11 protein-coding genes are annotated in these 13854 nt (G+C 56.4%); 7 read left to right on the top strand and 4 right to left on the bottom strand.

Going from position 1 to position 13854, the window contains the following annotated elements:
* Positions 1-8 precede the first annotated feature (8 nt).
* Positions 9-2117, bottom strand: coding sequence for a bifunctional 23S rRNA (guanine(2069)-N(7))-methyltransferase RlmK/23S rRNA (guanine(2445)-N(2))-methyltransferase RlmL (gene rlmKL / locus ACNQ0W_RS14665; protein WP_045897374.1), 2109 nt, complete (start codon positions 2115-2117; stop codon positions 9-11).
* 98 nt (positions 2118-2215) lie between these two features.
* Here rlmKL and ACNQ0W_RS14660 point away from each other — a divergent pair, with 98 nt between their 5' ends.
* Positions 2216-3325 carry a YcbX family protein gene (locus tag ACNQ0W_RS14660; RefSeq protein WP_062932084.1) on the top strand — a complete coding sequence of 370 codons (1110 nt, stop codon included), beginning with the start codon at positions 2216-2218 and terminating at the stop codon, positions 3323-3325.
* Here the strand turns inward: ACNQ0W_RS14660 and zapC are convergent.
* Positions 3322-3864, bottom strand: a complete 543-nt coding sequence (zapC, locus tag ACNQ0W_RS14655; protein ID WP_022650736.1) for a cell division protein ZapC — start codon at positions 3862-3864, stop codon at positions 3322-3324. The genes ACNQ0W_RS14660 and zapC overlap by 4 nt on opposite strands.
* A gap of 166 nt (positions 3865-4030) precedes the next feature.
* Positions 4031-5041 carry a quinone-dependent dihydroorotate dehydrogenase gene (pyrD, locus tag ACNQ0W_RS14650; protein ID WP_062932085.1) on the bottom strand — a complete coding sequence of 337 codons (1011 nt, stop codon included), beginning with the start codon at positions 5039-5041 and terminating at the stop codon, positions 4031-4033.
* 249 nt (positions 5042-5290) lie between these two features.
* Between pyrD and ssuE the strand changes: the two genes are divergently transcribed.
* From ssuE to ssuB, 5 genes are read left to right on the top strand one after another with little or no spacing between them, the layout of a single operon-like run.
* Entirely contained in the window at positions 5291-5866 is a 576-nt protein-coding gene (gene ssuE / locus ACNQ0W_RS14645) for an NADPH-dependent FMN reductase (RefSeq protein ID WP_062932086.1), read from the top strand.
* Positions 5859-6821, top strand: coding sequence for a sulfonate ABC transporter substrate-binding protein (locus tag ACNQ0W_RS14640; protein ID WP_062932087.1), 963 nt, complete (start codon positions 5859-5861; stop codon positions 6819-6821). Before ssuE ends, ACNQ0W_RS14640 begins: the two co-directional genes overlap by 8 nt.
* Positions 6818-7963 (top strand): FMNH2-dependent alkanesulfonate monooxygenase, encoded by a 1146-nt coding sequence (gene ssuD, locus ACNQ0W_RS14635; RefSeq protein WP_017384817.1) that lies wholly within the window; start codon positions 6818-6820, stop codon positions 7961-7963. The genes ACNQ0W_RS14640 and ssuD overlap by 4 nt, the downstream gene beginning before the upstream one ends.
* Before the next feature lie 9 nt (positions 7964-7972).
* On the top strand, positions 7973-8764 hold the full coding sequence (gene ssuC / locus ACNQ0W_RS14630; RefSeq protein WP_003858185.1) for an aliphatic sulfonate ABC transporter permease SsuC: 792 nt from the start codon (positions 7973-7975) through the stop codon (positions 8762-8764).
* Positions 8761-9531, top strand: coding sequence for an aliphatic sulfonates ABC transporter ATP-binding protein (gene ssuB / locus ACNQ0W_RS14625; RefSeq protein ID WP_032670196.1), 771 nt, complete (start codon positions 8761-8763; stop codon positions 9529-9531). Before ssuC ends, ssuB begins: the two co-directional genes overlap by 4 nt.
* 100 nt (positions 9532-9631) lie before the next feature.
* Here ssuB and pepN read toward each other — a convergent pair whose 3' ends face one another.
* A complete protein-coding gene (gene pepN, locus ACNQ0W_RS14620; protein WP_032671214.1) occupies positions 9632-12244 on the bottom strand; it encodes an aminopeptidase N in 2613 nt (870 codons plus the stop codon).
* 254 nt (positions 12245-12498) lie between these two features.
* Between pepN and pncB the strand changes: the two genes are divergently transcribed.
* On the top strand, positions 12499-13701 hold the full coding sequence (gene pncB / locus ACNQ0W_RS14615; RefSeq protein WP_015570954.1) for a nicotinate phosphoribosyltransferase: 1203 nt from the start codon (positions 12499-12501) through the stop codon (positions 13699-13701).
* The last annotated feature ends 153 nt before the right edge of the window (positions 13702-13854 follow it).

Here is a 13854-nt window from a genome sequence, read left to right as displayed (position 1 = left end):
TTTTCCTTTCAGACCGCGGAGATCAGCCAGCAGTTGTGGATTTGACGGTTACGGGCAAAGTCCTGGGACAGCGTTTTTTGGCTGATTTCTTGTGCTTTCAGTCCCAGTTCGGCCAGGCCGTCGTGATCCATGCGGAATCCGCGCTTGTTATTCGAGAACATAATGGTGCCGCCTTTACGCAGCAGACGCTTCAGGTCGGTCATCAGGCGCAGGTGATCGCGTTGAACATCAAAGCTATCCTCCATACGCTTGGAGTTAGAGAAGGTCGGCGGATCGATAAAGATCAGGTCAAACTGCTCGTCGGTATCGCGCAGCCAGCCCAGCACGTCGGCCTGTAACAGGCGATGCTGACGACCGGTTAAGCCGTTAAGACGCAGGTTGCGCTCAGCCCACTCCAGATAAGTCCGGGACATATCTACCGTGGTGGTGCTACGCGCGCCGCCAAGTCCCGCATGAACGCTGGCGCTGCCGGTATAGGAGAACAGGTTCAGGAAGTCTTTACCCTTGCTCATCTGGCCCAGCATGCGGCGGGCGATACGGTGATCGAGGAACAGGCCGGTATCAAGGTAGTCGGTCAGGTTAACCCACAGGCGCGCGTTATATTCGCCCACTTCGAGGAAGTCGCCCTTCTCGCCCATCTTCTGATACTGGTTTTTGCCTTTCTGACGCTCACGGGTTTTCAGCACCAGCTTGTTTGGCGAAATGCCGAGTACGGCGATGGTGGCCGCAATCACATCCAGCATACGCTGACGTGCTTTTTGCGCATCGATAGTTTTCGGCGGGGCGTACTCCTGAACCACCACCCAGTCCGCATAGCGGTCAACCGCCACGTTGTATTCCGGCAGGTCAGCGTCGTACAGGCGATAACATTCGATACCTTCCTGCTTCGCCCACTTCTCAAATTTCTTCAGGTTTTTGCGCAGGCGGTTGGCGTAATCTTCCGCCACGCCTGACGGTTTGCTGTCCGCCGCTATCTCTGCCAGATGGTAGTTTTTCTGCACGCAGTCCAGCGGGCCGTTTTTCGCCTTGAACTGGCGATCGGCACGCAATTGCAGGCAGCTCAGCAGCTCCGGCGAGGCGCTAAACAGGGAGAGGTTCCAGCCGCCGAAATGCGCTTTCATGTTGCGGCCCAGCAGGCTGTGCAGCGCAATCAGCGCCGGCTCGCTGTCCAGACGCTCACCATACGGCGGGTTGCTGATCACCGTACCGTACGGGCCTTTTGGCAGAGGATTGGTCAGATTCGCCACGTCCTTCACCTCGAAGGTCACCAGCTCGCCGATACCGGCACGACGGGCGTTGCTGCGCGCGCGTTCAATCACCCGTGCGTCGCTGTCCGAACCGTAAAAGTGAGAGGTGTACTCCGCCAGCCCTTTACGGGCGCGGGTCTGCGCATCGTCTTTGACCTCTTTCCAGATGGCTTCATCGTGCTGCGCCCAGCCTTTGAAGCCCCAGTGGCCGCGGTGCAGCCCTGGCGCACGGTCGGTGGCCAGCATCGCGGCTTCAATCAGCAGCGTACCGGAACCACACATCGGATCGAGCAGCGGCGTACCTGGCTGCCATCCGGAGCGCATCACGATAGCGGCAGCCAGCGTTTCTTTGATCGGTGCCATCCCGGTGCGATCGCGATAACCGCGCAGATGCAGGCCTGCGCCGCTCAGATCCAGGGAAATACTGGCCGTATCGCCGTTCAGCCAGACGTTGATACGCAGATCCGGGTTTTCACGGTCAACGTTCGGACGTTCTTTATTACGACGCGTGAAGCAGTCCACAATGGCATCCTTAACGCGCAGGGCACCGTACTGGCTGTTGCGGATCTCATCGTTGACGCCGTTGAAATGCACCGCAAAGGTGGCGTCCGGGGTGAAGATCTCTGTCCAGTCGATCATCTGTACGCCGGTGTAGAGATCAAGATCGCTGTAGACCTTGCACTCTTTCATCGGCAGCATGATGCGCGACGCCAGACGGCTCCACATCAGGCTCTGGTAAATAAGCCGCGTGTCGCCCTCAAAATGGACACCACCCTGAACCACCCGGCACTCTTTCGCGCCCAGGGCTTCCAGTTCAGTTTTTAACAGCTCTTCCAGCCCACGGGCCGTACTGGCAAACAGAGAATTCATATCGTCACTTTTACTCATAGAAAATTGTCGCGCATTATAGCTAATATGGCGTGTATGTCATAAAGTTGAAGGCTTATTTTCTTTAGCGGGAGTGTGCAGTGGCGACGTTATCCAGGCTTTTTATTCATCCGGTGAAATCGATGCGCGGTATCGGCGTGACTCACGCGCTGGCCGATATGAGCGGATTCGCCTTCGATCGTATTTTTATGGTCACCGAGCCTGACGGTACGTTTATCACCGCACGTCAGTTCCCGCAGATGGTTCGCTTTACCCCTTCCCCGCTTCATGACGGGCTGCATTTGACCGCGCCAGACGGTTCAAGCGTCGTGATCCGCTTTGCTGATTTTGCGCCGGTTGATGCGCCAACGGAAGTGTGGGGCAACCATTTTACCGCGCGTATCGCGCCGGACAATATTAACCAGTGGCTGAGCGGCTTTTTCTCCCGTGACGTTCAGCTGCGCTGGGTCGGGCCTGCGCTGACCCGTCGCGTGAAGCGCCACGATGCGGTTCCCCTCTCCTTCGCCGATGGTTTTCCCTTCCTGCTGACCAGCGAGGCCTCGCTGCGTGATTTACAAAATCGTTGCAAAGCCAGCGTGCAGATGGAGCAGTTTCGCCCGAATCTGGTGGTGACCGGAGCGGATGCCTGGGATGAAGATACCTGGAAAGTGATCCGCATCGGCAGCGTTATTTTTGATGTCGTGAAGCCGTGCAGCCGCTGTATTTTTACCACCGTCAGCCCGGAGAAAGGCCAGAAACACCCTTCCGGCGAACCGCTGAAAACCTTGCAGTCATTTCGTACCGCGCAGGATAACGGCGATGTCGACTTCGGCCAGAACCTGATCCCCCGCTCCAGCGGCGTGATCCGCGTGGGCGACGAGGTCGAAATTCTCACCCGCGGGCCTGCCAGGGTGTACGGCGCAGGTCAGGAAGAAGAGATGGTTGACGTTGTCACCAACGTCGCTTCCGCGGTGGATATTCACTGGGAAGGCAAAGTCATCCGAGGTAATAATCAGCAGGTGCTACTGGAACAGCTGGAGCAGGCGGGTATCCGCGTACCGTATTCCTGTCGCGCGGGGATATGCGGATGCTGTCGCATTAAACTGATCGATGGTGAAGTGAGTGCCCTGAAGAAATCTGCGATTGGCAGTGACGGCACGATCCTGTGCTGTAGCTGTGTACCGAAAACATCCGTGCAGCTGGAAGCTTAAACCGCCTGTTCGAGGCTGAAGGAATCGACGCGCAGCTGTGGCTTCAGCCTGTCATTCATCACTTTGATGGCATCACCTAACTGCATGACTCGCCCGGCAATGGTCACGCCGGGTTGGGCCAGCAAACAGAGCGCAGCGTTTTCACCGGGTTCAACCACCAGCAAATTCACCTCTTCTTCGGTATCGCTCAGATTGACGCTCGCCGCATCGCCGATAGCCGGGGTCCAGCTCATGCCATGCGCGAGGAAATGCCAGCTTTTCGGCATTTGTGGTTTCAGGAAACGGATCGCCACCAGCGCATTTAATACGAGTTCAGCGCGCTGTTCTTTGGAGAGATCGAACTCGCGGCATTTTTCTTCGAAAGAGAAATAGAGTGCAGCATCGTCAACGCAAAAGCCAGAGGGCGCAAACGCGTCCGGCGTTAACATTCGGCGCGCAAAACGAGAGCGAAACAACATGCCATTGGCTAAGTCGAGCATCATACGGTCATGCTCTTCACAAAAATACCAGCGCCAGTTATCGTCAGGTTTAATTCGCATGTTTCTCTCCCGTCCCCTAAACGTCCTGTACTAAAAATGTCCTGTTTGCCGCTTCGCTTATAACACTAGTAATAAAAGACTATAATGTCTAAATAAGCAACAATGACGGAATATAAAACAACCAGGGCTGGAAATAAAGCCCTGGTTGTCTGATTAAGAGAAAAGATTAGATATGCGTGACGATTTCTTTAATCAGCGGCGGCCCTTTAAAAATAAAGCCGGAATAAATTTGCACCAGCGATGCGCCTGCCGCCATCTTCTCACGTGCTGCGATGACGGAGTCAATGCCACCCACGCCAATAATCGGCAGCTGGCCTTTTAATTCCTCGGAGAGTGCGCGAATAATTTCGGTGCTTTTTAATTGTACCGGACGGCCACTTAATCCCCCCGCTTCGTCACAGTTTTTCATTCCCTGAACGAGAGAGCGATCGAGTGTCGTATTGGTCGCAATCACACCATCAATATTATGGCGAACTAAACTGTCGGCAACCTGGATCAATTCTTCTGCCGAAAGATCCGGGGCGATCTTAACCGCGACCGGAACATATTTATGGTGGATCGCCTGTAGCGCCGTTTGTTTATTTTTAATGGCGCTAAGAAGATCGTCGAGCGCTTCGCCATATTGTAATGAACGCAGCCCTGGGGTGTTAGGCGAGGATATATTCACCGCGATATAACCGGCATAGGCATAGACTTTTTCCATACAAATCAGATAGTCATCTTTACCCTGCTCGACCGGCGTGTCTTTATTTTTGCCAATATTAATACCCAGCACGCCATCAAAATGGGCTTTCTTAACGTTCTCAACCAGATGATCGACGCCAAGGTTATTAAAGCCCATGCGGTTGATCAGCCCCTCGGCTTCAACCAGGCGAAACAGACGTGGCTTGTCATTTCCCGGCTGCGGACGCGGCGTCACCGTCCCGATTTCGATCGAGCCAAAGCCCATCGCACCGAGTGCATCGATGCATTCGCCATTTTTGTCCAGACCGGCCGCCAGGCCCAGTGGATTTTTGAAAGTCAGGCCCATGCACTGAACTGGTTTTTCCGGCACGTTTTGACGCACCAGCGCGGCCAGAGGCGTTCCTGTAATACGGCGTAACTGCTGAAATGTAAATTCATGAGCGCGCTCAGGATCGAGCTGGAAAAGGGCTTTACGAACGAAGGGGTAGTACATGAACTCTCCTGGATTCCCGGTGTGCAAACCGGGAGGGGATTATGTGCGATCCCGCCCGGAAAGGGAATTGACCTGTGGCAAAAAAAGCCACGTAAAACGCAATCGTTTACTTATCGGTTCGCTTCTTATGCATTTTTCTGCATTCATCCTGAGGATAAATCATTTAGTGGAATAACCACGCAATGTCACACTCCTGAAAATTGTTATGAATGTTAGATAAAAGCAAACAATTAGTTATAAGGAGCAACCATGCGCGTCATTACCCTGGCCGGAAGCCCCCGCTTCCCCTCTCGCTCCAGCGCACTGCTGGAATACGCTCGCGAAAAGCTTAATGCTCTGGATGTCGAAGTGTGTCACTGGAATTTGCACAATTTCGCGCCTGAAGATTTGCTCTACGCCCGTTTCGACAGCCCGGCGCTGAAAACCCTGATCGAACAACTTAAGAGTGCTGACGGGCTGGTCGTCGCGACACCGATTTACAAAGCCTCTTTTTCCGGCGCACTGAAAACGCTGCTCGATCTGCTGCCCGAACGCGCGCTGGACGGTAAGGTCGTCCTGCCGCTGGCCACAGGCGGTACGGTAGCCCATTTACTGGCGGTGGATTATGCCCTCAAGCCGGTTCTGAACGCGCTGAAGGCGCAGGAGATCCTGCATGGCGTCTTCGCTGACGACTCACAGGTAATCGACTACCAGCATAAACCCCATTTCACCCCGAATCTGCAAACCCGCCTCGACAGTGCGCTCGACACCTTCTGGCACGCCCTGAAGCGTCGGGATCGCCACGCGGCGGCATTTCATCAATCACAAGGAGTGGCGCATGTTTAAAACAGTTACCCGTATCGGGCTCGCAGGTCTGCTGGCCGTGGCGTCGCTGGCTCAGGCGGCGGAGAAAGCGCCGGATAGCCTGCGTATCGGCTATCAGAAGGGCAGCGTCAGCATGGTGCTGGCGAAAAGCCATGCGTTGCTGGAGAAGCGTTTCCCGGAGACCAAATTCTCATGGGTCGAGTTCCCTGCCGGGCCACAGATGCTGGAGGCGCTGAACGTCGGAAGTATTGATTTAGGCAGCACCGGCGATATCCCGCCGATCTTTGCGCAGGCTGCCGGGGCGGATCTGGTTTACGTTGGCGTTGAGCCCGCCAAGCCGAAGGCAGAGGTGATCCTGGTGCCGGAAAACAGCGAGATTAAAAGCGTGGCCGATCTTAAAGGCCATAAGGTTGCTTTCCAGAAAGGTTCAAGCTCGCACAACCTGCTGCTGCGCGCGTTGCAGGAGGCCGGCCTTAAATTCACCGATATCCAGCCCGTTTACCTGACGCCTGCCGATGCGCGCGCGGCGTTTCAGCAAAAAAATGTTGATGCCTGGGCTATCTGGGACCCGTACTACTCCGCCGCACTGTTGCAGGGCGGTGTGCGGGTGCTGAAAGACGGCACCACCCTGAAGCAGACCGGTTCGTTCTACCTGGCGGCACGTCCTTACGCTGAGAAAAATGGCGCATTTATTCAGCAGGTGCTGAATACCTTCTCTCAGGCCGATGCGCTGACCCAAAGCCAGCGTCAGCAGAGCATCACGCTGCTGGCAAAAACCATGGGCCTGCCTGAACCGGTGATCGCCACCTATCTTGACCACCGTCCTCCTACCACCATAGCGCCTGTTGACGCCCACGTTGCCGCTCTCCAGCAGCAAACGGCAGACCTCTTTTATCAAAACCGCCTGGTTCCAAAGCAGGTGAATATTCGCGAACGCATCTGGCAACCCGCTGGCATTGAAGGAAAAAAATCATGAGTCTGAATCTTTTCTGGTTTTTACCCACCCACGGTGATGGACACTATCTTGGCACAGAAGAAGGCGCCCGCCCGGTCGATCACGGCTATCTACAGCAGATCGCCCAGGCGGCAGACCGCATCGGTTTTACCGGGGTGCTGATCCCGACGGGCCGCTCATGCGAGGATGCGTGGCTGGTTGCCGCGTCGATGATCCCCGTCACCCAGCGCCTGAAATTCCTGGTCGCCCTGCGCCCGAGCGTGGTGTCGCCCACCGTCGCGGCGCGTCAGGCAGCAACGCTGGACAGGCTCTCCAACGGCCGCGCGCTGTTCAACCTGGTGACGGGCAGCGATCCGCAGGAGCTGGCGGGCGATGGCGTCTTCCTCGATCATACCGAGCGCTATGAAGCCTCCGCAGAGTTCACCCGCGTCTGGCGACGTCTGCTGGAAGGGGAAACCGTCACCTTCGAAGGGAAACATATCCACGTTCGCGATGCGCAGCTCTACTTCCCGCCGGTACAGCAGCCGCGCCCTCCTCTCTATTTCGGCGGATCGTCGGACGTGGCGCAGGAGCTGGCGGCTGAGCAGGTCGATCTCTATCTGACCTGGGGCGAGCCACCGGAGCTGGTGAAAGAGAAAATTGCTCAGGTACGCGCTAAAGCCGCAGAACATGGCCGTACGGTACGCTTCGGCATTCGCCTGCATGTGATCGTACGCGAAACCAACGACGAGGCCTGGCAAGCCGCCGACCGTCTGATCGCTCATCTGGACGACGACACTATCGCCAAAGCACAGGCGGCGTTTGCCAAAACCGACTCCGTGGGCCAGCACCGGATGGCTTCCCTGCACAACGGCAAGCGTGAAAATCTTGAGATCAGCCCGAACCTGTGGGCCGGGGTAGGTCTGGTGCGCGGCGGCGCCGGCACGGCACTGGTCGGCGACGGTCCAACCGTAGCGGCACGCATTAATGAATACGCGGCGCTGGGGATCGACAGCTTTATCCTGTCTGGCTACCCACATCTGGAGGAGGCGTACAAGGTGGGTGAACTGCTGTTCCCGCATCTGGATGTCGCTATCCCGGAAATTCCGCAGCCACGTCAGCTTCAGTTGCAGGGCGAAGCCGTGGCGAACGCGTTTATCCCGAGAAAAGTCGCGCAAAGCTAAGGAGCCACCATGTCTGCAACCGCACAAAAATGGCTGCTGCGCGCCGCGCCGTGGTTTCTGCCCGTCGGCATTGTCCTCGTCTGGCAACTGGCGTCTTCAACTGGCTGGCTGTCGAGCCGCATTTTGCCCTCTCCGGAGGGCGTTGTGGAAGCGTTCTGGTCGCTAAGCGCCAGCGGTGAGCTGTGGCAACATCTTGCCATCAGCTCCTGGCGCGCGGTAATTGGCTTTTCGATAGGCGGAAGCATCGGCCTGACGCTGGGGCTGATCAGCGGCCTGTCACGCTGGGGTGAGCGGCTGCTGGATACCTCCGTTCAGATGCTGCGCAACGTGCCGCATCTGGCGCTTATTCCGCTGGTTATCCTGTGGTTTGGCATTGATGAGAGCGCCAAAATTTTCCTCGTGGCGCTGGGAACGTTATTCCCGATTTATATCAATACCTGGCATGGGATCCGTAATATCGATCGCGGTCTGGTGGAGATGGCCCGCAGCTATGGCCTGTCAGGTTTTGCCCTGTTTACCCATGTGATCCTGCCGGGCGCCCTGCCCTCCATTATGGTTGGGGTGCGTTTTGCGCTCGGCCTGATGTGGCTAACCCTGATCGTGGCGGAAACCATTTCGGCTAACTCCGGCATTGGTTATCTGGCGATGAACGCCCGCGAGTTCCTGCAAACGGACGTGGTGGTGGTTGCCATTATCCTTTATGCCCTGCTCGGCAAACTTGCGGACGTCAGCGCCCAGTGGCTGGAACGTAGCTGGCTGCGCTGGAACCCGGCCTACACCGCTCAGGAGGCGAAAGCATGAATACTGCACGACTGAACCAGGGAACACCGTTACTGCTGAACGGCGTGACCAAACGCTACGGCGACAACACCATTCTGAATGCACTGGATCTGCATATTCCTGCCGGACAGTTCGTGGCCGTTGTCGGCCGCAGCGGTGGCGGCAAGAGTACCCTGCTGCGTCTTTTAGCCGGGCTGGAAGCGCCAAACTGCGGTGACATTCTGGCAGGCACTACGCCGCTGGCCACGATTCAGGATGATACGCGCATGATGTTTCAGGACGCGCGTCTGCTGCCGTGGAAAACGGTGATGGATAACGTCGGGCTGGGCCTGAAGGGCAGCTGGCGGGAGGACGCCCGGCAGGCACTCGCTGCGGTAGGGCTGGAGAATCGCGCGGGAGAGTGGCCTGCGGCCCTGTCGGGTGGACAAAAGCAGCGCGTAGCGCTGGCTCGCGCGCTGATTCACCGTCCCGGCCTGTTGCTGCTTGATGAACCGCTCGGCGCGCTTGATGCCCTGACGCGGATCGAGATGCAGGATCTGATTGAAACCCTCTGGCAGACGCACGGCTTTACGGTACTGCTGGTGACGCATGATGTCAGTGAAGCCGTGGCAATGGCAGACAGGGTGCTGTTAATAGAAGAGGGCAAAATTGGTCTGGATCTGACGGTAGATATTCCACGTCCTCGCCGCGTGGGATCGGCCAGACTGGCGGAGCTGGAAGCCGAAGTACTGGATCGGGTGATGAAACGTGGGGAAGCGGAGATTCAGCGGATAAAGGCTAATGCCTGATGCCCTAACCCCGGCCCTCTCCCTGTGGGAGAGGGAGAAAACCGATGCCCCGCGACCCCACGTAGGCCCGGTAAGCGTAGCGCCACCGGGCTTTTTTACATCAGGCCAGCGCCTTAGCAATCTTCTCGTACAGATCGCCAGACAGATTTTCCAGCCCTTTCAGCTGCTCAAGCGCGGCGCGCATTTTCGCCTGACGCTGCGCATCGTAACGTTTCAGGCGGATCAGCGGCTCAATCAGACGAGACGCCACCTGCGGGTTACGGCTGTTCAGCTCGGTCAGCATTTCAACCATGAACTGATAACCGCTGCCGTCTTCGGCATGGAACGCGGCCGGGTTGCTGCTGGCGAAGGCACCAATCAGAGAGCGGACGCGGTTCGGGTTGCTCATGGTGAACGAACGGTGCTTCAGCAGGCTGCGTACTTTGCTGAGTACATCGGCTGCCGGGCTGGTGGCCTGAAGGATGAACCACTTGTCCATCACCAGACCATCCTGATGCCACTTGTCGTCGTACTCCTGCATCAGCGCATCGCGGCACGGCAGCTCGGCGGCAACGCTTGCGGCCAGCGCGGCCAGGGCATCCGTCATGTTATCGGCTTCGTGGTACTGCTTGCTGACCAGCGTGTTCGCCAGCTCTGCCTCACCAAACGCCAGATAGCGCAGGCAGGTATTGCGCAGGGAACGTTTACCGATATCCGCATGTTCCACCCGATACCCGTCCAGCTTGTTGGCGTTGTAAATGGCGAGGAACTCATCTGCCAGTTCGGTCGCCAGCGTGCGGGTCAGCGCTTCACGCACGGCGACGATGGCAATCGGGTCGATGATGTCAAATAGCTCGGCGATTTCAGTCGCAGACGGCAGCGTTAAAATTTCAGCCGCCAGCGCCGGGTCAATGTTCTCATCCAGCAGGATGGCACGGAACGCGTCTGCCACATGAACCGGCAGCGTCAGCGGCTGGCCCTGCTGGTAACGGTTGACGTTCAGCTTGATGTAGGTCGCCAGCAGACTTTGTGCGGCATCCCAGCGCGAGAAATCGTTGCGCGCGTGACGCATCAGGAACGTCAGCTGCTGATCGCTCCACTTGTATTCGAGTTTCACCGGCGCGGAGAACTCGCACAGCAGGGCAGGAACGGGCTGGAAATAGACGTTATCGAAGATAAAGGTCTGCTCTGCCTGGGTCACGTTCAGCACGTTATGCACCGGGTGGCCGCCCTTCTGTAACGGGATCACGTTGCCTTCGTTGTCGTATAGCTCAACGCTGAACGGAATGTGCAGCGGGTGTTTCTCTTCCTGCTCGGCCGTTGGCGGCGTACGCTGGCTGATGGTCAGCGTGTACTGCTCGGTTTCCGGGTTGTAGTCGTCTTTGACCGTCACAATCGGCGTACCGGCCTGGCTGTACCAGCGGCGGAAATGAGACAGATCGACGTTAGAGGCGTCTTCCATCGCCTGAACAAAATCGTCGCAGGTGGCCGCACTGCCGTCGTGACGCTCAAAGTAAAGCTGCATCCCTTTCTGGAAATTCTCTTCACCCAGCAGGGTGTGGATCATACGGATAATTTCAGCGCCTTTTTCATACACCGTCAGGGTGTAGAAGTTATTCATCTCAATGACTTTATCCGGGCGGATCGGGTGCGCCATTGGGCTGGCATCTTCTGCAAATTGCAGACCACGCATGGTGCGCACGTTGTTGATGCGGTTCACCGCCCGCGATCCCAGATCGGAGCTGAACTCCTGATCGCGGAAGACGGTTAAGCCCTCTTTCAGGCTCAGCTGGAACCAGTCGCGACAGGTGACGCGGTTCCCGGTCCAGTTATGGAAATATTCGTGGCCGATAACGCGTTCGATATCGAGGTAATCTTTATCCGTGGCGGTATCGGTACGCGCCAGCACGTATTTAGAGTTAAAGATGTTAAGACCTTTATTCTCCATCGCGCCCATGTTGAAGAAATCGACCGCAACGATCATATAGATGTCGAGGTCATATTCGAGGCCAAAGCGCGTTTCATCCCACTTCATGGAGTTGATGAGGGAGGTCATTGCCCACGGTGCGCGGTCAAGGTTGCCACGGTCCACGAACAGCTCCAGCGCGACTTCACGGCCAGAGCGCGTTTTAAAGGTGTCGCGCAGGACATCGAAATCTCCCGCCACCAGCGCAAACAGATAGCAGGGTTTCGGGAACGGATCCTGCCACTGTACCCAGTGACGGCCATTCTCCAGTTCCCCTTCACCAATCCGGTTGCCGTTGGAAAGCAGGTACGGGTACAGCGTTTTGTCGGCAATAATTTTGGTGGTAAAGCGCGCCAGGACGTCCGGGCGATCCAGATACCAGGTAATGTGGCGGAAACCTTCGGCTTCACACTGGGTACACAGGGCTACGCCTGACTGGTAAAGTCCTTCCAGCGCGGTATTGGCGGCAGGGCTAATTTCATTCACGATGCGCAGGGTAAAGCGTTCCGGCAGGTTGTCGATGACCAGCTGGTTGCCTTCTTCTTTATAGTCTGACCAGGCTTCATCGTTAATATGCAGGGAAACCAGCGTCAGGTCTTCACCATCCAGACGCAGCGGCACGGCTGTCGCGCTCTGGCGCGTCACCTGGCTTACCGCCGTCACCACGGTTTTTGTGGCATCCAGGTCGAAAGTCAGATCGATATCGCTTATCAGGTATTCCGGCGCACGATAGTCGTGGCGGTATTTAGCTTGTGGCTGTTGTGTCATAGAAAACCTTATGCATCGTTTGTCGAGTAACGATTCAATATATTCCTGTTGTGTAAAACGCGCTATGCAGAATGTTCATCTTTTCAGGCACAACGCCCTTTTTAGCTACATTTTTATAACACGGGGCACGAAATGCTCTCGACCATAAAGTGTGCTTATGTTGTGATCGGGGTTCAATAAATCACTAAACAGGGTATACTCCGGAGTTGTTTATTGTACTAAACGCTCCCGTGAGAGGATGCTACAGCGCACCTATGACTCAATTCGCTTCTCCGGTTCTGCATACGTTGCTGGATACCGACGCGTACAAGCTGCATATGCAGCAAGCCGTGTTTCACCACTATCATGATGTCCATGTTGCGGCGGAATTTCGCTGCCGGGGTGACGACTTGCTGGGTATCTACGCAGATTCCATTCGTGAACAGGTCGAGGCCATGCAGCATCTGGCGCTCACCGATGACGAATATCAGTGGCTTTCAGGCCTGCCTTTCTTTAAAGCGGATTATCTGAACTGGCTGCGTGAGTTCCGCTATAACCCGGAACAGGTCACCGTCACCAATGATAACGGCAAGCTGGACATTCGTCTGACCGGCCCGTGGCGTGAGGTGATCATGTGGGAAGTGCCGCTTCTGGCCGTGATCAGCGAGCTGGCCCACCGCTATCGCTCCCCTGAAACCGGTGTGACGCAGGCGGTTGCCGCTCTGGAGAATAAACTCGTTGAGTTTTCCAGACTGACCGAAGGGCTGGATATGTCCCGATTCCGTCTGATGGACTTTGGCACGCGCCGCCGCTTCTCTCGCGAGGTTCAGGAAGCCATTGTCAGACGTCTGCAACAGGAGCCGTGGTTCGTTGGCACCAGTAACTACGATCTGGCACGTCGCCTTGATTTAACGCCTATGGGCACCCAGGCGCACGAATGGTTCCAGGCGCACCAGCAGATCAGCCCTGACCTTGCCAACAGCCAGCGCGCCGCCCTCGCCGCGTGGCTAGAGGAATACCCGGATCGGCTGGGTATTGCCCTTACCGACTGCATTACCATGGACGCGTTCCTGCGCGACTTTGGCCCTGAGTTTGCCGAACGCTACCAGGGTTTGCGCCATGATTCCGGGGACCCGGTTGAATGGGGTGAGAAAGCCATCGCCCATTACGAAAAACTGGGCATCGACCCCATGAGTAAGGTGCTGGTCTTCTCCGATAACCTTGACCTGGCGAAAGCCGTCGACCTTTATCGCCATTTCTCATCGCGGGTGAACCTGAGTTTCGGGATTGGTACGCGGTTAACCTGTGATATTCCTCAGGTGAAACCGCTGAACATCGTCATAAAACTGGTGGAATGTAACGGTAAGCCGGTCGCGAAGCTCTCCGACAGTCCGGGCAAAACCATCTGCCATGACAAAGCGTTTGTCCGCGCATTACGTAAAGCCTTCGATCTGCCTCAGGTTAAAAAAGCCAGCTAACGGCTTCGGGGGAGCCTTCATGGCTCCCCTTCTCTTATTAATTTCTTATTTCTTCTCTTAAGACGGTGAAATTTACTTGTCTGATAGCGGATGGCAGGTAACATAGATATCCCCCCTATAAGGGCGGACAAGTGTTTATTTTTTCCGACTATT

Origin of the sequence: Enterobacter cloacae complex sp. 6730903, from assembly GCF_048283985.1 — a bacterium.
Taxonomy (GTDB): Bacteria; Pseudomonadota; Gammaproteobacteria; order Enterobacterales; family Enterobacteriaceae; genus Enterobacter; species Enterobacter hormaechei_C.
This window is presented reverse-complemented; position numbering and strand designations above follow the sequence as displayed.

Excerpts from the sequence above, each read along its gene's own strand:
- pncB (WP_015570954.1), top strand. The coding sequence starts at position 12,499 with ATGACTCAATTCGCTTCTCCGGTTCTGCATACGTTGCTGGATACCGAC.
- rlmKL (WP_045897374.1), bottom strand. The coding sequence starts at position 2,117 with ATGAATTCTCTGTTTGCCAGTACGGCCCGTGGGCTGGAAGAGCTGTTA.
- ssuB (WP_032670196.1), top strand. The coding sequence starts at position 8,761 with ATGAATACTGCACGACTGAACCAGGGAACACCGTTACTGCTGAACGGC.
- ACNQ0W_RS14640 (WP_062932087.1), top strand. The coding sequence starts at position 5,859 with ATGTTTAAAACAGTTACCCGTATCGGGCTCGCAGGTCTGCTGGCCGTG.
- ssuE (WP_062932086.1), top strand. The coding sequence starts at position 5,291 with ATGCGCGTCATTACCCTGGCCGGAAGCCCCCGCTTCCCCTCTCGCTCC.
- ssuC (WP_003858185.1), top strand. The coding sequence starts at position 7,973 with ATGTCTGCAACCGCACAAAAATGGCTGCTGCGCGCCGCGCCGTGGTTT.
- pyrD (WP_062932085.1), bottom strand. The coding sequence starts at position 5,041 with ATGTACTACCCCTTCGTTCGTAAAGCCCTTTTCCAGCTCGATCCTGAG.
- pepN (WP_032671214.1), bottom strand. The coding sequence starts at position 12,244 with ATGACACAACAGCCACAAGCTAAATACCGCCACGACTATCGTGCGCCG.
- zapC (WP_022650736.1), bottom strand. The coding sequence starts at position 3,864 with ATGCGAATTAAACCTGACGATAACTGGCGCTGGTATTTTTGTGAAGAG.
- ssuD (WP_017384817.1), top strand. The coding sequence starts at position 6,818 with ATGAGTCTGAATCTTTTCTGGTTTTTACCCACCCACGGTGATGGACAC.